Below are 26,473 nucleotides of genomic sequence, written 5' to 3'. Positions count from 1 at the left end.
TATTCTCTAATTACCGAAAGCTTAAATTCTTGACTATACTCTCTTTTAACCATCAGCATGCACCCCTTTGTATATAGTCTAATGTCCCCATCAGCTATTGTCCATTTTTTCAGATGCACTGCAGTTGTTTGTCGTGCGCCACGAAAGCGTGTGGATGTGTAAGCATCCACACGCTATGCTTAACTAAAGATGGAGGAAGGCCCTCCGAAGTCGCTATATAAGTGGAGGCTTCAAACCACCGTAAGCTGCTGTGGTCAAAAGCCATGGTGGTGAGCGTTACGGCAAAAGGCGAAACTAGATTTCGTCAGGTACGTGTCAATGGAGACGAACAAAATTGAACCGCTGTAGAAGTATCGAAACCTGCAAATGTCGTCAAAACTGGGAGCTGACAGATAGCCCAGGATGAGTCTAGAAGAAACTTGTTTACTGTCTAGATGGCGACTGGTATAGAGGCGGCGTGAACGTGACACAGGCTTTAGTTAGGAACGTGGGAACTTACGACCCTAATGATAATGGAGAGCTATATATGGGATAACATCACATATAATAAACGGGCATACGTTAAAACACATTTCGGCAGCGGTAGGGATTTTATTTTTTCAACCAAAGTCTCAGGGGGCAGGTGAACAGGTGCCACGGGGCGAGATTGATGACAATAGATAAAGACCGATTGATAGTCTAGTACATATACTGATTTCTAGATATTGACAAATTATATATAACAAGTATAATATACATATATTCAACTTGTTATATATAATTTATATAATATTGCATAAAGGAGAAATGTTTTTTGTCACTAGGTCATACTTTACTAGGATTGCTGTCATATACACCGATGACGGGCTACGAATTGAAGCAAGTTTTTGATCAATCGATTAATCATTTTTGGAATGCGCAAATGAGCCAGATTTATCGCGAACTCAATAATATGGAAGTCAAAGGATGGTTGCATTCTGAAATTGAAAAGCAAGAAGGTAAACCCGATAAGCGTATCTATACCATTACAGAAGCAGGTAATAACGCATTTTTGAGATGGTTAGAAAAATTCCCTGCTACATTGCATGAACCTGTACGTTCTGATTTTTTGGTCAGGATATTTTTCGCATCTCAATTAGAACTATCAGACTTATTATATGAAATGAAGCGCTTTTTACGGGAACAGCAAGAAACGTTGAACACCTTATGGAATACGGATGCTGTAATTAAAAATTATCAACAAATGATTAAAGATGGAACGGATAAAGCATTTTTCTGGCAACTTACTTTAAATATGGGAATTAAACATACAAAAACCTCCATCGAATGGGCTGAAGAATGTATTAAATCAATTGAAGAAAGGGTGAAATCGCAAAATGAGTATAAAAATACTAGCCATTAACGGTAGTCCGCGTGGCCGTACCAGTAATACTGATAAGATTTTACAACCATTTCTAGTAGGTGCTACAGAGGCGGGTGCCGTGACGGAGACGGTTTATGCCATTGATCTTGATATCCATGACTGTACAGGTTGCTTTTCCTGTTGGAAAAAAACACCTGGAAAATGTATTTTCAATGATGATATGCCTGCCTTATTAGAAAAAATTAGAAACGTTGACGTTATTGTTTGGGCGACGCCTTTATACTATTATGGAATGACTGCTAGACTACAACGAGTCATGGAACGAACCTTACCACTAGTGATGCCTTATATCGTAAAAAAGGGAGAACACTTTGGTCATCCTCTTCGTTACCAAAATTATTCTCAAAAGACAGTATTAATATCAAACTGTGGCTTTATCGAACGTTATTATTTTGAAGCATTACTCAAACAATTTAGCATTTTAGATAGGCAGGAACGATCCCTCGACAACACGATATTATGTACTGCAGGCGAAATGCTGGCAGTACCAGAAGCTGAGCAACAGATTTCCTGGTATCTGGATGCCGCTTATGAAGCTGGCAAAGAATTTATTACAGCAGGTAAAATTTCTACACAAACAGCAGCAACATTAAGCAAAGATTTTGTTACACTAGAAACATTTGTTGCGATGGCGAATGCTAGTTGGAATGCTCCTGGTGAAACACCCCTGACCTTAGATGAAGCTATGGGGAGGGAATCATTATATACGACCTCAGATACTAAACATTGTGAACCACTCATTCCTACAGCTCAAATGACTACGATACGTGATGTTATTGCTGGAATGCCACTGGCATTTCAGCCACAAGCAGCAGGAAATTTAAAAGCTACCATCGCATTTTATGTTACCGATACAGCCGATGAAAAATACTTTTTAAAAATTGAAGATGGTCAATGTAGTGCCTTTGCTGGTGTAGCAGCTAGTGAACCTGATATCACCATTCATACACCAGCGCAAGTGTGGATGGACCTATCATGTGGTAAGACCGATGGGCAACAAGCTTTTATGGAAGGCCAATATCGTGTAGAAGGCAATATTCAAATTTTAATGATGTTTAATAAATTATTTAAAAGTGCTGATACCATGATGATATCTCAACCAACTGGTAAAAAAAAACGATAGTAACTATTCCTGATGGACCACTCAAAATAAATGGTATGACATGGCTGGGAATATCTTTTATCCCATGGACAATATTTTGGATATTAAATAGACCTGGTTCAGATGCTATTTTTACCATTGTATTGCCGTTATTAGTAAGCATCCTGATATATAGGTATCGTCTAAAATATATTAGTGTGACATGGATGGATCGTTGTGCCGTCATATTTTTTGCTAGCGCAGCAGTAGTCACCTTAGTAACAGCAAATGTGATTACTAGTTTTGGTACGATAGTGAGTTATATTGCTTTAGCTGGAGCTTGGCTGGGAACACTGATTGGCAACATACCATTAACTACCGATTATTCAAAATGGAATTATCCAGCACCCATTGTCAATAGCACTTTATTTTCTAAGATTAATCGTATCTTGACGGGTTTTTGGGGCATTTTTTTCCTAATACAAGCTGTCCTTAGCCTTCTTGTTATAGTAATACCAGATTACAAAATAGCTTGGGTTATTCTCAACTATTTGCTACTAATGCCTGCTTACTGGTTTACCTGGTGGTTTCCTAATTGGTATCCTACACATTTGGCAAGATAGTTATAAAAAGTGACGATTCTGCGAGAGAGTAGGATACTTTTTTTAGACGCAGGGCCTAGACTATCAAATAACGAGGGCAATGAGGGGAGTCTCCATTGCTCTTTTTTGCACAGTTTGACCTGTTACGCAGAACCGTATCATTTATAATAGCGAAAAAACTCTTGTCAAATTTTTGTAGAATTTGGCAGGAGTTTTGCATTTTTTATCGTAGATAGCATAAAACGAAATATATCAATGATACACAAAGAATAACTCAATAGAATCTTCCACTCATGGCTTACACGTTTTCAAGTACCTTTTTCGCTAAGTGTTTCATGATTCTTTCGGAAACTTTCGTTATCGTATTGGTTGGTGTATAGGTGGCATCAATACCGAGTCCTGTTCCTTTCACGATTTCATTTTCTAAACATTGACATACGACTTCTTTGATCATATCGTCAATGCTAGTGTGTTTGAGAAGTTGTGTTCTGAATTGGGCAAGCAGGCTTGCATCAGGTAAATCTTCCTTTGGTTTATACCAAGGAAACTAGTGCACTATTAAAAAGGTGAGGAAAGCCCTTGATCGATCCGTGATTTAAAAGTCAAAGNGCTTGCATCAGGTAAATCTTCCTTTGGTTTATACCAAGGAAACTAGTGCACTATTAAAAAGGTGAGGAAAGCCCTTGATCGATCCGTGATTTAAAAGTCAAAGCAGATCATTATAATATTATACAAAAGGGGGCCATTATTATGCAGTTTTATAATAACATGAGTATTTCGAAAAAATTAGTATGCCTTGTAGCACTGTGTGCATTTTTTTTAAGCCTTGTTGGCTATGTTGGTTATCATTACCTGTGGAATTCAGATAAGGCTATTGGGGATATGTATAATAACAAGTTAATATCTCTTCAATTGATGAATGAAAACCGTGTCCATCAACGAGTCGTTCAAATGGAAATGCTAGAGTTAATGTTGACTACCGACGATAATGAAAAGAAGAGTTTACTAAAAGGCATGCAAGAACGAATTGAAGCCTATACTCATAATATTGCAGAACTTGAGAAAATTAAACTTGATAATAGCCAACATAAAATGATGTCTGAAATAAGTGATTTATTAAAAAAATATCGTAATGAGCGGGAAGTTGTTCTGAACTTAGCAATGCAGAATAAAAATGTAGAGGCTTATCAGCTGTATACAAAAAATGTGAGACCAATTGCCGAGCTACTAAACAATCGGGTAAAGGAATTAGCGGAGTATACACGAAAAGAAGCGTCTGATGTTGAGGAGAAAAACAAAAAGGAATTAGCGGAATCCGAAATGATATTAATCGGCCTCGTCTTATTCTCATTATGCTTGATCATTTTGTTGGGCTGGAAAATTACACAATTAATTATTAAACCACTCTCACAAGTGGTTGTTACATCTCGTGAGGTTGCTGCTGGTAATCTTGCAGTAGGCAAAATTAAGATTGGTGCTGAAGATGAGATTGGTCAGGTTGCCAAGGCCATCAATGAGATGGTTAGTAGCCTTCAAGGATTGATAAAAAAGGTATCTAATTCTGCCGAACAAGTCGCTGCTGCCTCTGAAGAACTCACCGTGACAGCTGAGCAATCGGCTCAAGCTGCAAATCAGGTTGCAGCAACAATAACTGACGTTGCTGGAGGAGCCGAGAAACAACTTAAGTTGATTGGCAATGCTTCTACGACAGTAGAACAGTTTTCTGCAAGTATTCAACAAGTTGTTGCAAATAATTCAACAGTAGCGAATACTTCTGCTAGAGCTGCTGGGACAGCAAAGGAAGGTCTTGGAGCAGTGGAAACTGCAGTTAATCAAATGTCAAGTATCGAGAAAACTGTAAATAACTCCGCTGTGGTCGTGACTAAATTGGGTGAACGATCTAAAGAAATTGGACAAATAGTCGATACAATTTCAGGGATTGCTGGGCAAACTAACCTTCTGGCACTCAATGCTGCGATTGAAGCGGCGAGGGCCGGAGAGCAAGGCAGAGGGTTTGCTGTTGTTGCGGAAGAAGTAAGGAAGCTTGCTGAGCAGTCACAGGAAGCTGCGAAACAGATCGCAGTATTGATAAATGAAATTCAAACTGAAACCGATAAGGCAGTCATAGCTATGAATGAAGGAACTAAAGAAGTTCGTAGAGGAGATGAGGTTGTCAATATCGCTGGACAATCTTTTAAGCAAATAGCTACTCTTATTGGAGATCTTACTATGCAGGGACAAGAAATCGCCAATGGCGTTCAACAAATGGAGATTGGCAGTCGTGAAATAGTGTTTTCGATGAAGGAAATCGATACAATCAGTAAAAATACAACGGAACAGACACAAACCGTATCAGCGGCCACTGAAGAGCAATCGGCATCAATGGAAGAGATTGCAAGCTCAAGTGAGAGCCTGGCTCAAATGGCTCAGGAATTACAGCAGGCGGTCAGCAAGTTTCGGGTATAATTAAAGGATTATTCAAAAAGATTTGTCCTCTTAACTACGTGTTTCCAATCAATTGTATACAAGGTGGCATACATAACTGGCAGCACTAGCAGTGTCAATACAGTAGCGACAAACAAGCCAGCCCCAATGGCAATAGCCATCGGCCCCCAAAAGATATTAGAAATTAAGGGGATCATTGCTAAAATGGCTGCTGCTGCCGTCAGCAAAATAGGGCGTAAGCGGGTTAATGTAGCGTTGATGATGGAATCTAATAAGTTTTCTCCTGCAGCGAGATGTTGATCAATTTGATCCATTAGAATGACTGAGTTGCGCATAATGATCCCGGATAGGGCTAATATGCCGAGCTGCACCACAAACCCCATAGGTTTACCTGTCAAAAATAGGCCCATAGCAACACCGATGATGCCTAGCGGTGCTGTCAATAGTGTTAATGCCATTTTAGCGATATTTTGCAGTTGCAACATCAAGAGAATCATAATGGTGATAATCATTGCCGGTATAGGTGCAAAAAGTAATTTGCTAGCTTTAATACTTTCTTCTGTTGCACCGTCATATTTAATACTATAACCAGGCGGCAGACTCGCGCGTAGACCATAGAGATTTTCATAAATTTGGCGAGTAACATCATCTCCGGTTACATCTGATTTGGTTTCTGCCCGTAGTGTAATTGCTGGTTTTAAGTCGCGTCGATAAATGAGCCCCTCCTCGGCTTCGAAGCTTATTTTAGCAATCTGATCCAGTGGTATATAGTTACCATTCTCCATATGAATGGAAAGGTTTTTGATGTGAGCAGGGTTATTCCTAGATTGAGCATCAAAACGAAAAATTAATGGGACGGTTTTGTCAGATTCCCGAAACTCGGTAATACTTGTCCCTGATAACTGGGTCTGGAGTGTCGATGCTAAAGATTGGGAAGTGATACCTAGATTTCGCGCTTTGTCTTGATCAATGGATAAATGCATAATTTTATTCTTTTCATTCCAGTTCATGCTGACATTATTGGTGGCGGGGTGGGCTTCTATGACGGATTTGACTTGCTTAGCGATCTCGCGAACTTTGTCGTGGTCGTAACCTTCGATGCGGAGCATAACAGGATAATCAGCAGATGTTCCGTTACTAATCACCTTCGTGTGAACCTGTACACTCGAAAACTCTTCATCTAATAATTTTGCGAGTTTGGTATGTAGTTTACTACGAGCGTCAGTATCGTTAGCAACAATAATAAATTCAGCGAAATTGGTTTTATTAAAAGTCGGATCAAAAGTTAGGACAAAACGAGGTGCTCCTTCACCCACATGATATGTATAGTAAGCAATCAGAGAATCATCATTTAGCTTCTGAGCAAACTGGTTAGCGAGCATTTCTGTATTTTTTAGAGAAGCTCCTTCTTGTAATTTTAGTTGCACAATAAGCTCAGATCGGGTAGAGGTAGGAAAGAATTCTTCTTTTAATGATCCTAACAAACCAATGGAGGCGATAAACAAAACTACCGTAACGATTAGTACAATTTTACTATGGGTTAGACACCAAAGTAGTGTTTGTTTAAAGATACGATACAATTTTGTGTCGTATCCATGGTGATTATGATTCCCTTTTGTTATTGATGAAGTTTTGATAAATAAATATCCAAAGAGAGGGGTTACCATCGCAGCGACAACCCAAGAAACGAGTAAGGCAATGGTGATAACTGAAAAAATAGTAGCACAAAATTCCGAGGCACTGCCTTGGGCAAAACCGACAGGGATAAAACCAGCACAAGTAATTAATGTTCCAGTCAGCATGGGAAAAGCGGTAGCGCTATAGGCGTAGGCAGCAGCGTTCAATCGGTCTAAGCCCTGTTCTAATTTTACAGCCATCATTTCAATAACAATCATAGCATCGTCAACGAGTAATCCAAGTGCGATGATGAGAGCGCCAAGTGATATACGCTGCAGTTCGATATTCATCAAATACATGATTGTAAAAACGATAGCAAGGACAAGGGGAATGCAGAGCGCAACGACAAAACCTGAACGTGTACCGAGACTAACCAAACTAACAATAAAAATAATAACAATTGCCTCGATCAGTGATTTTACGAATTCGTTAATAGAACTTTCTACGATCTTCGGCTGGTTTACGGTTTGATGAATTTCCAAGCCGGCAGGGAGATTATGCTTAATTTTTTCAATGGTTGTTTCCAGCTCGCTCCCAAGGGTGAGGATGTTTTCACCAGGTTCCATGGCTATTGCAATTCCTATGGCGGTTTGACCGTTATAAAAAAATTTAGGATCCGTCGGCTCGGCATAAGAACGGGTGACTTTGGCGATATCTCCCAAGCGAAAGGTGCGTCCATTAGCCGTAATGGGCATATTTCGGATGCCATCTAGATCTTCAAACATACCTGTTATGCGTAGATAGATATTATCTGTTGCCGTTTCAAGCATTCCGGTAGCGGTAACGGCATTTTGTGCCTGAATCGTGCTGGTAATTAGTGCGGGGTCGATTTTTAACTGGGCCATTTTATTATTTTCAATTTCAATATAAATGTTTTCTGTTTGTGTGCCCAGCAGTTGAACTTTTTTTACATTAGGAACGTCCCGAAGGATGCGACGGATTTTTTCCGCCTTTTCCCGCATTTCTTCATAAGTATAGCCATCGCTGGTAAGAGCATAAATGATCCCGTATACTTCATCAAAGCGGTCGTTGAATTGGGGTGTTTGAACTCCAGCAGGCAAAGTGGCTACCATGTCATTGACCATGTTGCGGGCTTCTAACCATTTGCTGCGAATATCTTTTTTAGGGACTGCATCCTTTAAGTTGACGTAAATAATGGTTTGTCCCGGAGTAGAATAGCTTTGCAAGTAATCCACACCAGGTAAATCCTGGAGTTTTTTTTCTACTTTGTCTGTGACTTGCTCTTCTATTTGACGTGCAGTGGCTCCTGGCCACGCTACGCTAACTACCATTTGTTTAATCGTAAAGTCAGGATCTTCCATGCGTCCTAAATTTATATATGAGAATAAGCCTGTGATGAAAAAGAGCGCTATGAAAAAATAAATAAATTGTTGATGGTGTAACGCCCATTCAGCTAAGTTGAAATTTTTCATATGGAATCACCGCCTATTCGGACCTTTTGCCCTTCTTTAAGTTTGTGGACTCCAGCAGCGACAATACAATCACCCTGCTTGAGGCCGCTAAGCACCTCGATCCTGCCATTGCCGAATTGACCAGTTGTAATTGATTGCAAGGTAATCACATTGTTCGTTACTATCCACACCGCAGGTGTATTCCCATCTTGATAAACGGCTGCTAACGGAATATTCACCGTCGGCTGTGCATAGCTGTCAGAGAGTTGAATAGCGGCTGTCATACCTAGTTTTATTTCCGGAGGAGGGTTGATTAAACTAATACGCACTTTAAAGGTACGAGTATTTTGATCGGCTATTGGTGCCATTTCTCTTATTTTGCCGTATACAGTTACATGAGGAAGTGCCCAAAAAGTTGCTTTAATTTGTCCTGCGTTATGCAGTTCTTTTATTCGATTTTCTGGAATACTAATCTCAACCTCGCGTTCTCCATCCTGCACTAGGGTAACAACCGTTTGCCCTGTATTAACCACTTGCCCCATTTCGGCGGTAATGTTAGATACGACACCTGGTTTATCTGATCGTAGGAGACTATAATCCAGCTGATTGGTGCCTTGTGCATATTGGGCCGAAGCCTGCTGTAACCCAGCAACCGCTACATGATAGGTATTGACATATTGGTCATACAGAGACTGGCTAATCGCTCCCTGCTTTAATAATTGCCGATAGCGATTAAGATTACTTTCTGCTAGTCTTAATTGGGATTCAGCAGAAGCTACTTGGGCCGAGCTGCTGTTCACTGTTTGCTGAATGTCTTTGGCATCAATTTGCATTAATACATCACCTGCATTGACGATACTGCCCAGTTCCACATTTCGCTTTATAATTTTTCCATTGACTTGAAATGCTAGTTGGCTTTCATAACGGCCGTGTACCTCACCGGAATAGGTGTATCCTTGTTTATCTCCTGTGATGCTAATAGTAAGTGTGCGCACATTAATCATATCTTCAGCCATAACTTTTGTTTTGTTATTTTCACTGAGGAGAATTCCCACGATAATGCATAAGCCTGTTGCTGCAGCTAAACCATAATATAATTGTTTTTTAGGGAGCTTTGTTAGAAAATTTAATAGCTTCATATGTTTACTCCTTTTTCTTCCTGTATATTCGGTCGCGACGGGATCTGGATCGTAATCGGCTTTAGAATACCGATTTGTTTAATGGTAATGAAGGAGAAAAATTAATTGAATTACATTCAATTAATTTTTCTAAAAAAACCGCTCATCCAAAACCTATTTGGATGGCGGGATTTTCCGTAATTACTTTTTACCTAATTGATTCATAGTAGGATATGAATTGTATTTTCCTGCATACCCAGTGCTTTTTCAATAAGTGCTTCTGCCATTCTCAAGCGAAAAGAAAAGATGTCTGCAGAAGTTTTTTGATAGAGTGCTTCACTTAAAAAGTCTACAATAACCAGGATATAATCCACGGCGGTTGGAGAATGGGATACGCAAAAATTTTGATTCAATATCCCATCATCTATAATTTTTAGCAACCAAGGAGAGAGTGCCAATTCGATTTGACGAAATAATTGGACCTTAAGATGTAAATTTTGAGTATCATATAGCATATTGAGCAGTAATCCGTCTTTATAACTAGCCTTATGTAATACGCTAGCTATCGCTAAAGCTATTTTTTCTGGCGGAGTCTTAGTAAGACAAATTATATTTTTAATTTCAGAAATCAGGGAAGAGACATGCCGATCAAGTAACGTTTCCAATACGTCTTCTTTTGATTTAAAGTAATAATAAAGCATTCCCTGAGCAACACCCATTTTTTTTGCGATGTCACTGATGGTTGTCGCATGATAGCCTTGGGTGAAAAATAGATAATCGGCTGCATCTAAGATTTCGTTGATTCGAATGTTAGGGTCTTGGGGAGTTCTAGCCATCTGTATACACCTCATAATTTGAATTGTATTCAAATTATAAATCTTGTAAGGAAATAATGTCAAGAATATTTTTTTTGTCGAGGGTAAGGAAAAAATTTTTCTTACAAAGATGACAATTTATTTTTCCAGTATCATTCCGTTTGGTATATTGGGGGACAGTGTCCACTTTTTTAGATGCACAGCAGACCGTCCCTACGAGTCAAACTAAAAGCTCGCTGCAGATTCGTCTGTGCCTTGTTTTCTTTCCTGAAGATCATGTTTAGAAAGTGTCATCATTTGTAGTTGTTGGTATTCCATTAATGCTTGATTAGGCATTGACTGGCATTTGAGTTTATCCAATGCCTCCTTTGTCTGCTTATCGTTATCTTGCTTTTTACCGCATCTGTTTTCTTATTGCGTGTGAGAGCATCACTGTTATACCCAATTAAATTTATGGTGGTTACCTCCAGGAACCTCTGTCCGTGTGGTCTTTACGGCGATCCTTCAAGGGAATGCATTTGTCTCTCTTATTGCAGGACAATGAGGACGACTCAGTATTTCTTTCTGCACAGTTTGACCCGATACGCAGAACGGTATCATCTGTAATAGCTAAAAATAAGACTCATACTAAATTTTGGTAAAAATAAAATGTACCCTAGAGGATAGTTAAAAAGACGGTTTCACTTTAATTTAGTGAAACCGTCTTAGAGACTGATCAATGTATTCAATAGAAGCAGTCTTCGCCCATATACTACTTACATAGTCTTAGCTTGAACAACCTCTCTATGTACAGGTTTTGGTAAAAAGAACGAACATAGTGCAGCAAGTAAAGCAAACGCTGTAAGAAGTTCCATCGTTGCCGTAAGGCCGTAATTATCTGCAAAACTACCAATCAATGGAACAAAAATACCACCCACACTAAAAGTAAGTCCTAGTGTCACTCCGGAAGCAAAACCTATACTACGTGCTAAATAATTCTGCCCCAAAACAACAACTGAACTAAACGGTGAGAACATAGCAAAGCCAATCGGTATCATCAACGCATAGCAAATGAATACATTCGTCGTCTGTGATAATAAACCTACCATCGGTACCAAGAGCACATAGCTCATCTGCACCACTTTCAAATAGCCGATTTTATCTGCCAATAGCCCGCCAATGAGTGTAGTCACTACACCAAACATAAATAATAACGTCAACGCCGAACCAGCTGCGGCGGTAGAAAGCCCTGTGACATTTACTAAATATAGTGGAATAAAGCTGCGCAATCCGCAAATGACAATTGAGCTAAAAACAATCAACAATGTCAATCGCGCAAAGGATGGCCAATCATTTTGAAGATCGCTTTTTGGTGTTGCAACCTTTTCAGCTGTCGATACATCTGATAATGAGGTCTTTGCGATATCGGCTTTCATTTTTGGAACAATTACTAGTAACACCATTGCCATGATTAATGCCAACAAACAAAATACCGCAGTCCCTTTCATACCAAATGCAGTAATCGCAGCTACAGCAATAATTGGTCCGACAGCAAAACCACCGTTACCGCCCACAGAAAAAATACTCAATGCTGTACCTCTTTTTGCTCCGGAAAGTTTATGGATCATCCGCGCCGCTTCTGGATGAAAAATAGCACTGCCAATTCCACTCACTGTTACCACTGCAAAAATCGCCCAATAATTTTCAAAAAGTCCTGCCAGCCCCATTGCTGCACCAGACAAAAAAATCCCTAGAGGCATAAGCCATGTTTTTGACGTACGATCTGCCAGCCAGCCAAATGTAGGCTGTACAACAGAAGATAAAAAGCAGGAAGCAAACATCAATCCTGCTACCGATCGATAATCCATACCCGACTGTAAAATAAAGAACGGTAAAATAGCCGGCAATGCCCCCATTCCAATATCACAGAAAAAATGACCTAATGCTACTACATACACATATTTTCGATTCACTTGCACATCTCCTTTCTATGTAGCCTATTTATACTTCTTTATCTTATACAAATCTTAGTTTTACTTTATGATAAGTTTATTCTACAATGGGTTCAAGGAAAAAACAATGCTTTTGCCATAGGAGAATAACAATGAAAATAGCTATATCTGATGAAATAAAAATCTTATGTCCGGGAACCGCACTTGGCGTTTTACAATACAAGGTAACTGTGGAGTCAGAGGTATTGAAAGGTGGATAGTGTAATGCGCGCTTCTAAGTATTCGTATTATTTTTACAACATTCACGAGAAGGGGATTATATAGATGAATATAGGGACCAGAAATAATGCCACCTTTATTGGACTAATTGCTATCGTACTTTGGAGCACAATGGTTGGTTTAATTCATAGCGTAAGTGAACTTATTGGTCCGCTTGGAGGTATTGCTATGATCTATACCTTCGCCTCTATTCTTCTTATTGTTACCTTAGGAGTGCCCAAAATAAAAACCTTTTCTAGGAAATATTTATTAATAGGAGGTTTTTTATTTGCGTCTTATGAGATATCTTTTGCCTTAGCGATTGGGTATGCAAACAATGGTACTCAGGCAATTGAAGTCAATATTATAAACTACTTGTGGCCCTGTCTTACAATCGTATTCGCTATCATTTTTAATAAACAGAAATCTTCATTCCTGATAATTCCCGGACTCATCTTTTCTCTCTTTGGTGTTTGTTGGGTATTGGGAGGTGAGAAAGGTCTGGATTTGAGTATGATGATTAGCAATATAAAAAGCAATACTTTTAGCTATGTTTTAGCGTTTGCAGGTGCTTTCATTTGGGCTGCGTACTGCACTGTCACAAATAAGCTGGCGGGAGGGAAAAATGGAATTACACTATTTTTTATCCTCACTGCTGCTGTTTTATGGATTAAGTTCTTCCTTAGTGGGGATGTTGCGCTCAATCTTAGTATGCGTTCCATCATTTATGTATTGATAGCAGGTTGTGCAATAGGTTTTGGGTATGCTTCCTGGAATTTCGGTATTCTGTATGGTAATGTCTCAATACTTGCCAGTGCCTCATACTTCACGCCGATATTATCATCCTTATTAGCTTCATTTCTCTTGAATACGCCACTTTCCTTTTCCTTTTGGCAGGGTGTATTTATGGTATGCTTGGGATCTATTTTATGTTGGCAAGCAACGACGAAACAGCCATCAAAAAATAAAGTTTGCTAAGGGTATCTGAGGGCGGACTCCTCTCGAATCAAATCATCCTGCTGTGGGATGTAATCAGTGTTCTAAATATAAAAAAGGCGAATAATAAGTAGCTGAGGAAGCAGACCTCAATCCTTGAAAAAGTCAGGGGTTAAGGTCTGCTTTTTAACCGTTTTGAGAAGGGCGTGGGACTGTTTTCTTAAATTTGTAGTTTTGCTGCGATGAAACAGCCTGTTCGGCTGAGGGGACGTTTTTTAATAATACATAATTTTTTGTAGAAATTTAAGGGAATATGCAGGATAAAAGTGGATGAAGAATGAATGCTACAGTATTCAGAAAAGTAGAAAATCCTCCTTTACAATTGTAGAATCATGTCGGCTAGTCGCACTTTGCCAAGTAGTAATAAAAATCGTAGAACTTTCTTTATTAACATTGGAAAGTTTATTAAAGGTGGAAAAAATGGATAAGGATACAAATCAATTAATAACAGCGATTAAAGAGTGTTTGGACAGGGATATATCCGCGTACGATCAGGCCTTTCTCTGGAAAGCATTGAACAGTGCATTGAGTAGAACCGGTTTCCGAAGGGTTGATGATTATTGCAGCTATATTAAAAAAAATAGCTATGAGGCAGAGAAGTTATATACATCATTACATATTACTTTCAGCCAATTTTTTCGAGATCCCTTGACTTTTGCCATCTTGGAACAAAGTGTCATTCCCAGAATTATTTCAAACAAGACCGCAGACCACAAGATACGAATCTGGTCTGCAGGTTGTTCTTATGGGCAGGAACCTTATTCCATAGCGATGCTTCTTATGGATTTTGCTGAGAACAGTGGCATAGAGGTTCCTTTTCAAATTTTTGCGACGGATATTTCGGAGGAAGCACTTGCATCAGCTAGGGCAGGTGTTTATAACGAAAGCACTGTACAAGAAATAAAACTTCGGCAACTGAATAAATACTTTACCAGGCAAGGAAAACATTATATTATTAGCCCTCAATTAAAACAATATATCAGTTTTTCAAACTATGATTTGCTTGATGTATCGACCGCCAATCCTCCGGAAAGTATCTATGGTGACTTTGATATTGTGTTTTGCTGCAATCTTCTTATCTACTACAGGTTTGATTCTCAGAAATATATTATCAAAAAATTACGGCAGGCCTTAAGCGATACCGGATATATAGTTACCGGAGAAGCTGAAAAATCGCTTTTGGTAAAATCAGGACAACTACAGATGTTGGAGACTCCATCTACTGTTTTTAAATATAATAAAGGGAGATGGTAGGAGTGAAAATAAAGGATTTAAAGATTAGTACACAATTGATAGTTAGCTTTACAGTCCTTCTTCTTTTTGTTGTAATCATGACAATTGTTAGTTTTTATCAAAATGAAAAAATTCATCAGCAGACAGAAAATATGTACAAATACCCCTTGCAGGCTAGAAGAGCCATCAATATTTTAAAAAACGATATATATATCTTCCAAATCGCACAAAGAGATTTGCTACTTGCAAAAACTGAGGAGGAAAAACAGGCACATATTCAGAAGATGATATTGGCGAAAGAGGAAGCGCAGAAGCAACTGCGCATCATTGAAGAAAGATATTTGGGAGATGCCAGTGATGTAGAAGAAGCAAATAAAGCATTTATTCTTTGGGAAGCAGCTAGTAGGGAAGTAAATAGCAGGATCGTTTCTGGTGAAATTAAAGCACTAACTGATGATATAAACAAAGAAGCAATCGTAGGATCGTTGTCGGGAAAAATGTTGGCAAGCATAACAAAAATAGATAATATTTCAAAAGAGAAAGCTGATGAAGTATATAAGACATCAGCTGAGTTAACAGATACGTTAAATATACAACTGTTCACCTTGTTTTTTATAATTCTGTTATTATCAATCATCATTGCCTATACCGTTACAAAAAACGTCCAAAAGCCACTAACGGAAATGAATAACATCGTTTTGCGTTTTCACAGCGGCGATATGGATGCACGGAGCTCTTATGGATCTAAAAATGAGTTTGGAATATTGTCATCATCGATTAATAAAATGGTAGGATTGGTACAAGAGAACACCATATTGAGCAATAAAGCCGCAAACCTTTCAGAGGTCATACTTAGCGAAGAGGATTCAAAAAAATTCTTTCAGGCAACTCTTCTCTCACTTACCGAGCATACCGGTTCACATATGGCCGCTGTTTATCTACTAAATGAGGAACAAAAAATTTTCGAGCATTTCCAATCGATAGGACTAGAAAAGAGCGCCAAGTTATCTTTTGCTGCGGATCAATTGGAAGGTGAATTCGGCACTGCGCTTTTATCACGTAAGCTGCAGCATATAAAAACTATATCGGAAAATACCCGTTTTATGTTTAATGTGGTAAGTGGAAGGTTTATTCCAAGAGAAATTATTACCATTCCCATCCTTTCAGGAACGCAAACGATAGCTGTGATCTCTCTTGCTACCGTCAGTACGTTTGCTCCAAGGACTGTTGATTTTATCGATAGCATACTGGTGGCACTGAGCGCTAGAATCGAAGGAATATTGGCATACAATCGGATCAAGTGCTTAAAGGAAGAACTAGAGCAGCACAACCGTGAATTGACAGCACAAAAAACAGAATTAACCATACAATCAAAAGAACTGGCTCAGCAGAATGCCGAACTAGAAATGCAGAAAAAGCAATTGGACGAAGCCAGCCGACTGAAAACGAATTTCTTGTCGAATATGAGCCATGAACTTCGCACTCCGCTAAATTCAGTGATCGCACTTTCGGGAGTGCTCAGTCGAAGATTATTGAATAAGATTCCTGAAGAGGAATATAGTTACCTAGAAATAATTGAACGAAATGGAAAAAATCTTCTGAACCTTATCAACGATGTGCTGGATATTTCAAGGATTGAAGCTGGTCGTGAAGAGGTTGAAATTACAAAATTCAATGTGGATAATTTGATTGCAGATGTTGTATATATGCTGCAACCGCTAGCGGATCAAAGAAATCTTGAACTGATTCAGGAAAACAGTGGCTCCAATTTAATTATCAGCAGTGATGCTGACAAATACCGCCATATCCTGCAAAACTTGATTGGAAATGCCATAAAGTTCACCGAAACAGGAAAGGTTGTTATATCAAACGAACAGGATGGACTTAGTATGAAAGTAACAGTTAGGGATACGGGGATAGGTATTTCTAAGGAACACCTGCCATATATCTTTGACGAATTCAGACAGGCAGACGGCAGTACGTCCAGACGATTTGGAGGTACGGGTCTAGGTCTGGCAATTGCCAAAAAATATGCAAACCTTCTGGGAGGAACCATTTCAGTTACAAGTCAGCCGGAAAAAGGCTCAGAATTTACTCTTTCCTTGCCACTGGATTATGCTGTCGAAAACACAATTGTGGAAGAAGTAAACGAAACAGAAATAAAATATTCAATAAAATCGATTATGCAGCCTGCAAATAAAAAGAGTAATTCCTTCATTGCTAGTAGGGATAAAACCATTTTGCTGGTAGATGATAATGAATCGGCCATTATTCAAATTCAGGATCTTGTAGAGAGCATGGGATACAAAGTACTGGTTGCCAAGGATGCAGTAGAAGCCTTTAACATTATAGAACATATTATACCGGATGCTATGGTGCTTGACCTGATGATGCCGGAGGTTGACGGTTTCAAGGTACTAGAAATTATGCGTAACGCAGAGCCTACAGCCCATGTCCCTGTATTGGTGCTGACTGCGAAGCATATTACAAAGGAAGAACTAAAAGAATTAAAAAGAAATCAGATCCATCAACTCATACAAAAAGGGGATGTAGATCGAAATAAATTACAAAATGCGATAAACAGCATGCTGTTTTCTGAAACTGTAGAAATAAAAGTAGAAAAGAGAGATAAAAAGCCTGTCATAGGGAAACCGGTGGTGTTAGTCGTAGAAGACAACCCTGACAATATGATTACTGTAAAAGCGCTGTTATCAGATCATTACAAGGTGATAGAAGCTGTGGACGGAAAAGAGGGCATAGACATGGCAAAAAGTCACAAACCGGATTTGATTTTGATGGACATTGCACTCCCTGAAGTCAATGGAATAGAAGCCTTCAAGGAAATTCGAAAGTTTCCAACTCTAACAAATGTTCCTGTTATCGCTCTTACTGCAAGTGCCATGAATCATGAAAGGGAGACAATCCTAGCTCATGGTTTTAACGCTTTCATAGCAAAACCCATCATTGTAAAACAATTTTTTGATGTGATAAATGAGGTGCTCTATGGAAAATAGGAACTTTAAGATTTTAGCTATTGATGACAATCGGGACAATCTAACTTTATTAAAAGCGCTAGTCAAGGATAATTTCCCGGAAGCTCTTTTTTTGATGGCACTTTCTGGGGAAAAAGGGCTTGAACTTGCTGCACAAGAAGACCCGGATGTAATCCTCCTTGATATTATTATGCCTGTGATGGATGGGTTTGAAGTATGCAATAGATTGAAAGCAGACAATATACTCAAAGAAATACCTGTGATATTCCTGACAGCTCTGAAGGGCGATAAACAGAGCCGTATAAAGGCCTTGGAATGTGGTGCAGAAGCTTTTCTTTCAAAACCGATTGATGAAAGCGAACTGATTGCACAGATTCGTGCTATGGTGAAGATTAGAGAATCATATGAACAAAAACGGAATGAAAAAAAACGGCTTGCCAAGTTGGTAGAGGAGCGAACGGCCGAATTAAAAGCAGCGCATTTATCGAGCTTGCGCTTACTGGAGGATTTAAAACGGGAAAATGATCTTAGAAAGGAAAGTGAGAGACAGTTTCAACAAGCCATAGAAGGAGCACCGGTTCCAATTATGTTGCATGCAGAGGATGGAGAAGTGTTATCCATCAATAGTACGTGGACTGAACTTACAGGTTATACGATTAAAGATATACCTACTATTGAAAGTTGGGAAAAAAAAACCGCAGCGAATAAGCTAACTCAAGAAAAGGAATGTATTCAAATTTTGTGCGGATCGGATAAAAGGCAGCATGACGGGGAGTTTTTGCTGCAGATGAAAACCGGGAAAAATTGCATATGGGATTTTTATACTGCTTTTATCGGTAATTTGAATGATGGTCGACGGATGGTTATGCGTGTAGGAATTGATATTACGGATAGAAAACAGATGGAGCAGGAAGTCAGAACGAGTGAGGAAAAATACCGGCTTATTGCGGAAAATGTGTCGGACGTCATTTGGGTCTTGAATGTAACAAAAAGCAAAATGACCTATGTCAGTCCATCAATACAACAATTAAGAGGAATAACCGTTAAGGAGGCAATGGACGAAAACATAGAAAAAAAGCTAGAACTCAAATCACAAGTTTTTCTTCAAGAAGCCATAAAAAAGCATTTACATATTTTTAAAGAAAATCCTGAATTTGCTGATTGTCTCATTACAGAGGTTCAACAGCCCTGCGGAAATGGAGAACTCGTTTGGGTGGAAATGTCGACAAAATTTCACTATAACTCAGATGGGGATATGGAGATTATTGGAATAAGTCGCAACATTGAAGAACGAAAAAGGACGGAAAGGGAGCTGATTACAGCCAAGGAACAAGCTGAAGCTGCAAATGTAGCAAAGAGCCAATTCCTATCCAATATGTCCCATGAAATAAGAACACCTATGAATGGTGTTTTGGGCTTTCTTCAGCTCCTTGAATATTCTCCAATTAATAGAGAACAGCAGAAGTACATTAATAATATAAAAAATTCAACTCAGGTTCTGTTAAAAGTAATTGCTGATATACTGGATATTTCAAAAATCGAAGCAGATAAAATGACACTTGAAAAGATTACCTTTGATTTGGAACTTGAGATGGAGAATTCTGTGATTCCATTTACTGCAACAGCAAAAGAAAAGGGACTGGATATTAATCTGTTTATAAGGCCTGAAGTTCCTCAAGTAATTATAGGTGATCCATTGAGGCTTAAGCAAATTATAGGCAATCTGGTAAGCAATGCAGTAAAGTTTACTGAGCAGGGAGAAATATTTATTGAAGTCTCGTTACTTGCTGAAACAGAAACTGAAGCAGAAATAAACTTTTCTATAAAAGATACTGGAATTGGTATGACGGAACAGGAAGTGCAAAAAAATTTTAAACCCTTTAGCCAAGCGGATATGTCGCATACCAGGAAATATGGCGGAACTGGATTGGGGTTGACGATTTCCAAAAGATTGATTGAAATGATGGGCGGACATATTAGCCTTATCAGTAAAAAAGAAAGAGGAACAATAGTAAATTTTTGCTTATGGCTTACCAAGCCGGGTGAATCAAGCAGACCTGAAAAATTAGACGTTGCGAGGTTACTGTAAATGGACTAGAAACATACGACGATTGTAGCTATGACCGCCTATGCAATGGCAGGAGATAAAGAAAAGTGCCTGAAAGCCGGAATGGATGATTATATGATTTTAATGATCTTCTAAGCCGTCTTTTTTCGACCGTCCTGATAAAGAAGAACCTGCTCATCAAGTGTAATCACATGAAAAGTTTTCTTGTTCTTTTAAGACTTAGAAGATATATGTTATTAATATGTTTCGCTGTTATAAGAAATTAAAAACAGAATAGAAAAATAAATAGTTGATTTCAAAGAATTCTTTGGGTTTGAGCAATACAAGAGTATGAGGAGGAGAACGTAGTTTGATTACTATTAATCAGGGCAGTAAAAGTTTCTATGTTGGGGATTCAAAAGTAGAACCGTTGGCAGAGATGGTATTCACTTCTTCAGATAAAGATATCATTATTATTGACCATACTTTTGTATCAGATGAACTTAGAGGTCAAAATGTTGGCAGGCAGTTGCTGCAAAAGGTTGTTGACTGGGCCAGAACAGAAAATAAAAAGATAGTTCCACTTTGTCCGTTTGCTAAGGCGGAAATGATGAAAAATAGTGAATATAAGGACGTATTACATCAATAATAACTAGTTAAAGCGTAACCCTTATTTTGTAATGTGCCACAGGAACGGGGTTATCGACAACATATATTTTGTACATATAATGATGAATAATGAAAAGGTGCAAATTGGCATTACTATAAATGCTAAAATTTGTACTTTTTTTATATAAAGACTGTATTAAATTATCCACTTTTTAGTAAAATAAAATTACTAAGACAAAGTGGAGGTATAATGTAATGCCGCGAAGTGCAAGAGAGAAAAGTGAAAGCGGAATTCATGTTTAGATATAGATAATGATAAAAGATAAGTATAATTTATCAATCCGTCAAATTGAAAGAATTACAGGTATTAACAGAGGAATTATTTTAAAGGCTTAAGAATTGATGTCAATAACCCCGTCCCCAAAAAAGTATGAGTAGTGTATTTTTAAGGCCTATTGTATACTATATATAATAAAAGCAAGGTCATTTTACTGAATTTTCTAGATTCTGCCCTGGATAGGTAGGTAAAGCGAATGATGGCATTTTAAATTATTAAAAATTGAGTTATGGAGGATTAAATATGTCGATAATAGCACTTGAAGCAGCCGCCAAAAAACGTGAGGGCGATTACAACGGCGCTCATAGCCTTTATATTAAAGCAATAGCAGCTTTTAAGGAAGACCCCGATATATTGTATGGTTTTGGAGATTTACTTTATATAATGGGTAACTATAAATTGTCGGCTGCAAGCTATCTAATCTGCTTTATGCCAGTATTTAAAGGAGAAGAATCTCTTCAAAGTATTCAACCTGATCTATATAGACATTTTGGCTTCGCATTGGCTGAGATACCAGCTATTAAAGAAATACTTTCAGAACAATTTAAATTTGAAATTCTTAAGAATGCGAATAATCATGTAATTTATTATCGGCAAACGATCGACCCGTATTATAAAAATAGTGAAGAAGTAACCACATTTAAATATCCTTTTAACCGAGAGCAATATGAAAAAAACTTAAACGAGGAAGCTATAAAGATTGGTCGTTGGTTTTTGCAATGCTATCTGGTAGACAAAGACCAAAGGTTAGGCAAATTTGTTGTATCTCTATTAGAAGAGTTCGTAAAATATATTAGGGACAGGTAACTCAATTATGACAGGGTTCTGAAAATTTAAAAGGTGACATGGGGACGTCTTAAGGTTGACCCGTTACGGAGAACCGTATCATTTATAATGGCGAAAAACGACTCAGCTCTTGTATGATTAAGATGTGAGTCGTTTTTGTTTTGATGGATATGCCAGAATCGTGCAAAGTAACATGCTCATAGTCTATAGAAAAGGCCTAAGGTTATGCGATTAATGAGTAGAAAAGAGAACGACTTGTAAGAGGTGGTGGTCTTAATGGGCAGCATAATGGTTGTTGATGACGATGTTTACATTCGTGAACTTGTATGTGCAGTATTAAAAAATGAAGGGTTTATCATTTCTGAGGCAGCAGATGGCCGTGATGCCCTCCGAAAATTCGGAGAAAAAATTCCTGACTTATGTATTATTGATATTATGATGCCCAATATGGATGGCTTTGAGCTATGCCATAGTATTCGTCAATATCATAAGGATATACCGATTCTAATGCTGACTGCCAAAGGAGAACTGAGTGCAAAGGTCAAAGGATTTGAACAAGGAATTGATGATTATCTTACAAAACCCTTCGAGGTTCCTGAACTGATCTTACGAGTGAGGGCTTTGCTCCGGCGCTATAACATTGTCGCAACGCAAAGTGTTCAAGTCGGGACATTAACCATTGATAGAAATAGTTACACCGTCTTTACCGATGGGGAGAAGATGGACATTCCGATGAAGGAGTTTGAACTGCTCTTTAAACTGGGGAGCACTCCGGGTAAAACATTTTCAAGAAATCAGCTCTTAGAGGATATCTGGGGATATGATTTTGAGGGAAACGAACGGACGCTGGATGTTCATGTGAATCGACTGCGTGAGCGTTTTCCCTCAGAACAATATCATGTTAAAATCACAACGGTGCGAGGACTGGGGTATCGCTTAGAGGTGTTGCCATGAAGGCGGAAACTCGGAGGCGCTTGAACTTTTATATCGTTGCGGGCGCAACGCCTGGCCTTTATATTCTTTCTCTTATTATTGGCTATTGGTTAGCCGAATGGCTCTTTTCCTTTATCAATCGCCCCGGTGCACTATGGGTTTACGCTATATCTGTGTTACTTGGTCTGCTTGTTTTTATCTGTAGTGTTAGAATAATCCATCGAAGGCTTCATGCCAAGATGGAGGATATTTTCACATTAGTAACCGATGCATTGAATAAAATTGCGCAAGGTAATTTTGATGTGGTCATTCCGGTCAACCGTTTTATCATGGCAAGAGATGATTTTCAAAACATGGCTGAAACTGTAAATCAAATGGCGAAAGAACTTAGCTCTATGGAAAAATTACGACAGGACTTTATCTCCAATGTATCCCATGAGATACAATCACCCCTCACTTCCATCAGTGGTTTCGCTGCGCTGTTAAAAAGTGAGACACTTAGTGCTGAAGAGCGAAGGCATTATTTAGATATTATTGAAACCGAAAGTAAACGATTATCTAAACTAAGTGATAATCTGCTGAAACTATCATCCTTACAAGCCGAACATACCTCCTTTACTGCTCAGGAATTCAGGCTAGACAAGCAAATTGAAGGCGTTGTACTTATGCTAGAACCTCAGTGGCTGGAGAAGAACATAAATCTTGATCTTTCGCTGCAAAAACTGGTGTTTGTGGGCAATGAAGAACTTCTTATGCAGGTGTGGATAAATCTGCTTCACAATGCCATTAAGTTTACTCCGCAGCTTGGCAGTATCAGCATTAGGCTGACAGAAAAAGAAAATGGGATATGCTGCGTAATTGCTGACAGCGGCATTGGTATTGCAAAGGCAGACCAGATCCATCTATTCGAGAGATTTTTCAAAGTGGATACAGCGCGGGATCGTTCACTTGGCGGCAACGGCCTGGGACTATCTTTGGTAAAAAAAATAGTGGATATACATAGAGGGCAGATAACCCTTAATAGTACACTAGGTGAGGGGACGGAATTTACCATTACGCTGCTCCATCCAGAAAAATAAAGTAAAAATCAAAAAAATGCAGCATGACACCATGAATGTAAAAACATTTATGGTGTTTTTTTCTTTGTTTACACTGGGTTTACATTCTATTTAACTTGTGTTTATCTTGCCGGTTTATGATACTTCTAACAACAATTTTCAAAGTGTATGAAAGCGAAGAGTTGAAGGAGTAGATAACTATGTATTATTATATAAAAAATTTACGTGAACTAAATAGAGATTCCTTATCAGAGGCAGGAGGTAAGGGGGCAAACCTTGGTGAGTTAACTCATGCAGGCTTTCCCGTTCCACCAGGTTTTGTTGTTACTACGGGTGCTTATCGTGCCCTTATGAAAGGAGCAGGCCTTGAGCAGCGTATAGCAGCAAAACTGAAAAATCTTACCCACGCAGATATTGTGGCAATCGAGAAGGCTAGTAAAGAGATTTCTTCATGGATTGAAAAAACTCCCATACCGACTCAGGTGCAGGCAGAAGTAGGGGGAGCTTTTGAAGAATTAGCAAAGACAATAGAATCTGATCGCGAACTATTCGTTGCAGTACGTTCCAGCGCTACAGCGGAGGATTTGCCATCGGCCTCCTTTGCCGGGCAGCATGAAACTTTTTTGGGGATTTTGGGAAAGGAGGCTGTTTTAGCGCATATGAAAAAATGCTGGATCAGCCTTTGGACGCCCCAAGCAATAACCTATCGGTTAAACATGGACTTTGATTATCTAAACGTGGACCTTGCGGTTGTGGTTCAGGCCATGATTGATGCTGAAGTGGCAGGCGTCATGTTTACCGCCAATCCTGTAATCGAAAATCGTAATGAAATACTCATCAGCGCCGGATATGGTCTTGGGGAAACAGTGGTCAGCGGTTTGATAACGCCGGATACCTTTATCATAACAAAAGGCGGTCAGATCAAAGCCCAGCTTCTTGGTTCAAAAGAGCAGAAAATTATCTTGACGGCAGAAGGGACAATGTCTCAGCAGGTTCCTCTAGCTAAGCAAAAAGAATATTGCCTTGACAGTAGTGCACTCAAGCAATTAGCAGCTCTGGGAGTCTTTGTAGAACAGCATTATGGACAACCCCAGGATACTGAGTGGGCATATGCAAAGGGAAATGTATATTTGCTGCAGGCAAGGCCGATTACTACCATGAAATCTGATCAAGATGAATTCAATCTAATGGGGCCTGAGGATAACATTCTTTATCAGGGTGAAAAAAACGCACCTATCTTGCAAGCTTGCATGACGCGTTTTACAGAACCCATGAAGGCACTGGATTTTGCATGTTTAAAGGAGCGTTATAGGCCAGTTCGTGGCGTAGAGGAAGCCAATGATCCTATCCAATGTATAGAAAGAGAAAGCGGCTGCATCGCAGTTGATTTCAGTCAAATAAAGCCGTTTCTAATTATGCCAGGAAAAAAATCAACTATTTTTAATAACAGTTATCTTAAGGATGCTAATGAATTATGGCAGCCTCTTTTGCAAGAAATGAATACATGGCTAAAAGAGATGGAAGAGGCACAAAACAGCATAGACCATGCAGAAAAGCTGGCAAAACGTATCCAGCAAGGGATAGATCAATTTGGCAATTTCTTTTATAAAAGAATGGCCGTCATTGCCAAACCTGGTGATCCGGCAGAAGATGAGCTGAATAATCTCATTAACCAAGCGGTAGGCAATGATAGTCAAAGGACAATCAAAGAACGTCTTCTCAGAGCTCTGCCGTTTAAAACAGCTCTGCAAAATAACGCATTGGTGCAAGTCGCAAAGGCTGCTGTACATGGAAAACATAATGAAGAGTTTGCAGCAGCATTCCGTCACTTTCTAGACGAATACGGTGACCGTCCTTCTGTTGGTGGGGTTCCTATGCTGGGAGTTCTCACATGGCGGGAAAGGCCGGAAGTGATTCATAACTTGATTGATGCACTGCTTGGCAGTACCACGTTGCAAAGTGGGGAGGAGAATGATAAAAAGCAACAGGAGGAATATGAAGCTGGTAAAAAGCAAGTAGAAAAAGAACTTATGCCTAGCCAATATCAGACCTTCGAAAAATTGCTGCATAAAATCAGACAGGATATCATCATCAGGGAAGAAAGCGCCTTTATGGTGGAAAAGCTCACAGCCTGCATACGCAGAATGATAGTAAAGCTAGGCAGCCTTCTGGCTGAAAAGAACATGATTAGCGAACCGGAAGATGTGTTTCATATCTTTCGTGAGGAACTTAGTCTTGTGGCCGCAGGTAAGCTAGACATAACAGCAAAGATTCAAAAACGCAAGCAGGGTTTTGCCAAGGTTTGCGCCGCCCATGAAAAAGGAGTGCACTGGATGGTAGCAACTGGTTCTATTGCAGCTTTTACAGAAGATAAAAAAGAAAGTGTAGGAAAGCAAGGAGGATTTAGGACACTAGCAGGAATTTCGGCAAGCAGCGGTGTCTATGAAGGCAAGGTATGCATCGTAAAGGGTTCCCATGAATTCACGAAGCTTAAAAGGGGAGATATTTTGGTATCTACCGTAACTACCCCCATATGGACACCGCTTTTTAAAATAGCTTCTGCCGTAGTTACACAAATCGGAAGCCCGACTTCTCATGCGGCAATCGTTGCCAGAGAATACGGAATACCTGCTGTCGTAGCGGTTGCCGGCGTGACCAGCGAGCTAAAAGATGGGCAAAAAATACGTGTAGATGGTACAAAGGGCATACTAACGCTGCTGTTATCGTAAGTAGAGGAGGT

Annotated in this window: 19 protein-coding genes; 14 read left to right on the top strand and 5 right to left on the bottom strand. The window is 39.1% G+C overall.

What is annotated here, in order from left to right:
* The first annotated feature begins 793 nt into the window (after positions 1-793).
* The 3 genes from ACAN52_RS04875 (at position 794) to ACAN52_RS04865 (ending at position 3,106) form a co-directional block, all read left to right on the top strand.
* Positions 794-1,381, top strand: a complete 588-nt coding sequence (locus ACAN52_RS04875) for a PadR family transcriptional regulator (protein WP_378953075.1) — start codon at positions 794-796, stop codon at positions 1,379-1,381.
* Entirely contained in the window at positions 1,356-2,525 is a 1,170-nt protein-coding gene (locus ACAN52_RS04870) for an NAD(P)H-dependent oxidoreductase (protein ID WP_378953074.1), read from the top strand. The genes ACAN52_RS04875 and ACAN52_RS04870 overlap by 26 nt, the downstream gene beginning before the upstream one ends.
* 185 nt (positions 2,526-2,710) lie before the next feature.
* Positions 2,711-3,106 (top strand): hypothetical protein, encoded by a 396-nt coding sequence (locus tag ACAN52_RS04865; protein ID WP_378953072.1) that lies wholly within the window; start codon positions 2,711-2,713, stop codon positions 3,104-3,106.
* Between the two features lie 277 nt (positions 3,107-3,383).
* Here ACAN52_RS04865 and ACAN52_RS04860 read toward each other — a convergent pair whose 3' ends face one another.
* Positions 3,384-3,539, bottom strand: coding sequence for a hypothetical protein (locus tag ACAN52_RS04860; RefSeq protein ID WP_378953070.1), 156 nt, complete (start codon positions 3,537-3,539; stop codon positions 3,384-3,386).
* 296 nt (positions 3,540-3,835) lie between these two features.
* On the opposite strand from ACAN52_RS04860, the gene ACAN52_RS04855 reads away from it, so the two are divergent.
* The gene (locus ACAN52_RS04855; protein WP_378953068.1) at positions 3,836-5,551 is read left to right on the top strand and encodes a methyl-accepting chemotaxis protein; all 1,716 of its coding nucleotides are present in this window, start codon (positions 3,836-3,838) and stop codon (positions 5,549-5,551) included.
* Between the two features lie 8 nt (positions 5,552-5,559).
* Here the strand turns inward: ACAN52_RS04855 and ACAN52_RS04850 are convergent, their stop codons facing one another.
* The 3 genes from ACAN52_RS04850 to ACAN52_RS04840 form a co-directional block, all read right to left on the bottom strand.
* Positions 5,560-8,640, bottom strand: coding sequence for an efflux RND transporter permease subunit (locus ACAN52_RS04850; protein WP_378953066.1), 3,081 nt, complete (start codon positions 8,638-8,640; stop codon positions 5,560-5,562).
* Positions 8,637-9,758 carry an efflux RND transporter periplasmic adaptor subunit gene (locus ACAN52_RS04845; protein ID WP_378953064.1) on the bottom strand — a complete coding sequence of 374 codons (1,122 nt, stop codon included), beginning with the start codon at positions 9,756-9,758 and terminating at the stop codon, positions 8,637-8,639. The genes ACAN52_RS04850 and ACAN52_RS04845 overlap by 4 nt, the downstream gene beginning before the upstream one ends.
* A 200-nt stretch (positions 9,759-9,958) precedes the next feature.
* On the bottom strand, positions 9,959-10,573 hold the full coding sequence (locus tag ACAN52_RS04840) for a TetR/AcrR family transcriptional regulator (protein ID WP_378953062.1): 615 nt from the start codon (positions 10,571-10,573) through the stop codon (positions 9,959-9,961).
* A 366-nt stretch (positions 10,574-10,939) separates the two neighbouring features.
* On the opposite strand from ACAN52_RS04840, the gene ACAN52_RS04835 reads away from it, so the two are divergent.
* Positions 10,940-11,158: an ATP-binding protein gene (locus ACAN52_RS04835; RefSeq protein WP_378953060.1), complete on the top strand. Its 219-nt coding sequence runs from the start codon at positions 10,940-10,942 to the stop codon at positions 11,156-11,158.
* Between the two features lie 149 nt (positions 11,159-11,307).
* Here the strand turns inward: ACAN52_RS04835 and ACAN52_RS04830 are convergent, their stop codons facing one another.
* A complete protein-coding gene (locus ACAN52_RS04830; protein ID WP_378953058.1) occupies positions 11,308-12,504 on the bottom strand; it encodes an MFS transporter in 1,197 nt (398 codons plus the stop codon).
* A 303-nt stretch (positions 12,505-12,807) separates the two neighbouring features.
* Between ACAN52_RS04830 and yddG the strand changes: the two genes are divergently transcribed.
* The 9 genes from yddG (at position 12,808) to ACAN52_RS04785 (ending at position 26,462) form a co-directional block, all read left to right on the top strand.
* A complete protein-coding gene (gene yddG, locus ACAN52_RS04825; RefSeq protein WP_378953056.1) occupies positions 12,808-13,719 on the top strand; it encodes an aromatic amino acid DMT transporter YddG in 912 nt (303 codons plus the stop codon).
* A 438-nt stretch (positions 13,720-14,157) separates the two neighbouring features.
* Positions 14,158-14,991, top strand: a complete 834-nt coding sequence (locus tag ACAN52_RS04820) for a CheR family methyltransferase (protein WP_378953054.1) — start codon at positions 14,158-14,160, stop codon at positions 14,989-14,991.
* 2 nt (positions 14,992-14,993) lie between these two features.
* Entirely contained in the window at positions 14,994-17,984 is a 2,991-nt protein-coding gene (locus ACAN52_RS04815) for a response regulator (protein WP_378953052.1), read from the top strand.
* A complete protein-coding gene (locus ACAN52_RS04810) occupies positions 17,974-20,052 on the top strand; it encodes an ATP-binding protein (protein ID WP_378953050.1) in 2,079 nt (692 codons plus the stop codon). The genes ACAN52_RS04815 and ACAN52_RS04810 overlap by 11 nt, the downstream gene beginning before the upstream one ends.
* 328 nt (positions 20,053-20,380) lie before the next feature.
* Complete coding sequence (locus ACAN52_RS04805; RefSeq protein WP_378953049.1) at positions 20,381-20,659, top strand: GNAT family N-acetyltransferase; 279 nt, start codon at positions 20,381-20,383, stop codon at positions 20,657-20,659.
* 540 nt (positions 20,660-21,199) lie between these two features.
* A complete protein-coding gene (locus ACAN52_RS04800) occupies positions 21,200-21,763 on the top strand; it encodes a hypothetical protein (RefSeq protein WP_378953047.1) in 564 nt (187 codons plus the stop codon).
* Positions 21,764-22,018: 255 nt separating this feature from the next.
* Positions 22,019-22,696 (top strand): response regulator transcription factor, encoded by a 678-nt coding sequence (locus ACAN52_RS04795; protein ID WP_378953045.1) that lies wholly within the window; start codon positions 22,019-22,021, stop codon positions 22,694-22,696.
* Complete coding sequence (locus ACAN52_RS04790; protein ID WP_378953043.1) at positions 22,693-23,754, top strand: sensor histidine kinase; 1,062 nt, start codon at positions 22,693-22,695, stop codon at positions 23,752-23,754. The genes ACAN52_RS04795 and ACAN52_RS04790 overlap by 4 nt, the downstream gene beginning before the upstream one ends.
* A gap of 179 nt (positions 23,755-23,933) precedes the next feature.
* On the top strand, positions 23,934-26,462 hold the full coding sequence (locus ACAN52_RS04785; RefSeq protein ID WP_378953040.1) for a PEP/pyruvate-binding domain-containing protein: 2,529 nt from the start codon (positions 23,934-23,936) through the stop codon (positions 26,460-26,462).
* Positions 26,463-26,473: the final 11 nt, after the last annotated feature.

Origin of the sequence: Pelosinus sp. sgz500959, from assembly GCF_042610375.1 — a bacterium.
Taxonomy (GTDB): Bacteria; Bacillota; Negativicutes; order DSM-13327; family DSM-13327; genus CTSoil-075.
This window is presented reverse-complemented; position numbering and strand designations above follow the sequence as displayed.

Bases quoted from the DNA above. Each gene is read 5' to 3' on its own strand.
- ACAN52_RS04820 (WP_378953054.1), top strand. From the start codon at position 14,158: ATGGATAAGGATACAAATCAATTAATAACAGCGATTAAAGAGTGTTTG.
- ACAN52_RS04850 (WP_378953066.1), bottom strand. From the start codon at position 8,640: ATGAAAAATTTCAACTTAGCTGAATGGGCGTTACACCATCAACAATTT.
- ACAN52_RS04840 (WP_378953062.1), bottom strand. From the start codon at position 10,573: ATGGCTAGAACTCCCCAAGACCCTAACATTCGAATCAACGAAATCTTA.
- ACAN52_RS04785 (WP_378953040.1), top strand. From the start codon at position 23,934: ATGTATTATTATATAAAAAATTTACGTGAACTAAATAGAGATTCCTTA.
- ACAN52_RS04810 (WP_378953050.1), top strand. From the start codon at position 17,974: ATGGAAAATAGGAACTTTAAGATTTTAGCTATTGATGACAATCGGGAC.
- ACAN52_RS04800 (WP_378953047.1), top strand. From the start codon at position 21,200: ATGTCGATAATAGCACTTGAAGCAGCCGCCAAAAAACGTGAGGGCGAT.
- ACAN52_RS04870 (WP_378953074.1), top strand. From the start codon at position 1,356: ATGAGTATAAAAATACTAGCCATTAACGGTAGTCCGCGTGGCCGTACC.
- ACAN52_RS04865 (WP_378953072.1), top strand. From the start codon at position 2,711: ATGGATCGTTGTGCCGTCATATTTTTTGCTAGCGCAGCAGTAGTCACC.
- ACAN52_RS04845 (WP_378953064.1), bottom strand. From the start codon at position 9,758: ATGAAGCTATTAAATTTTCTAACAAAGCTCCCTAAAAAACAATTATAT.
- yddG (WP_378953056.1), top strand. From the start codon at position 12,808: ATGAATATAGGGACCAGAAATAATGCCACCTTTATTGGACTAATTGCT.
- ACAN52_RS04795 (WP_378953045.1), top strand. From the start codon at position 22,019: ATGGGCAGCATAATGGTTGTTGATGACGATGTTTACATTCGTGAACTT.
- ACAN52_RS04790 (WP_378953043.1), top strand. From the start codon at position 22,693: ATGAAGGCGGAAACTCGGAGGCGCTTGAACTTTTATATCGTTGCGGGC.
- ACAN52_RS04855 (WP_378953068.1), top strand. From the start codon at position 3,836: ATGCAGTTTTATAATAACATGAGTATTTCGAAAAAATTAGTATGCCTT.
- ACAN52_RS04860 (WP_378953070.1), bottom strand. From the start codon at position 3,539: ATGATCAAAGAAGTCGTATGTCAATGTTTAGAAAATGAAATCGTGAAA.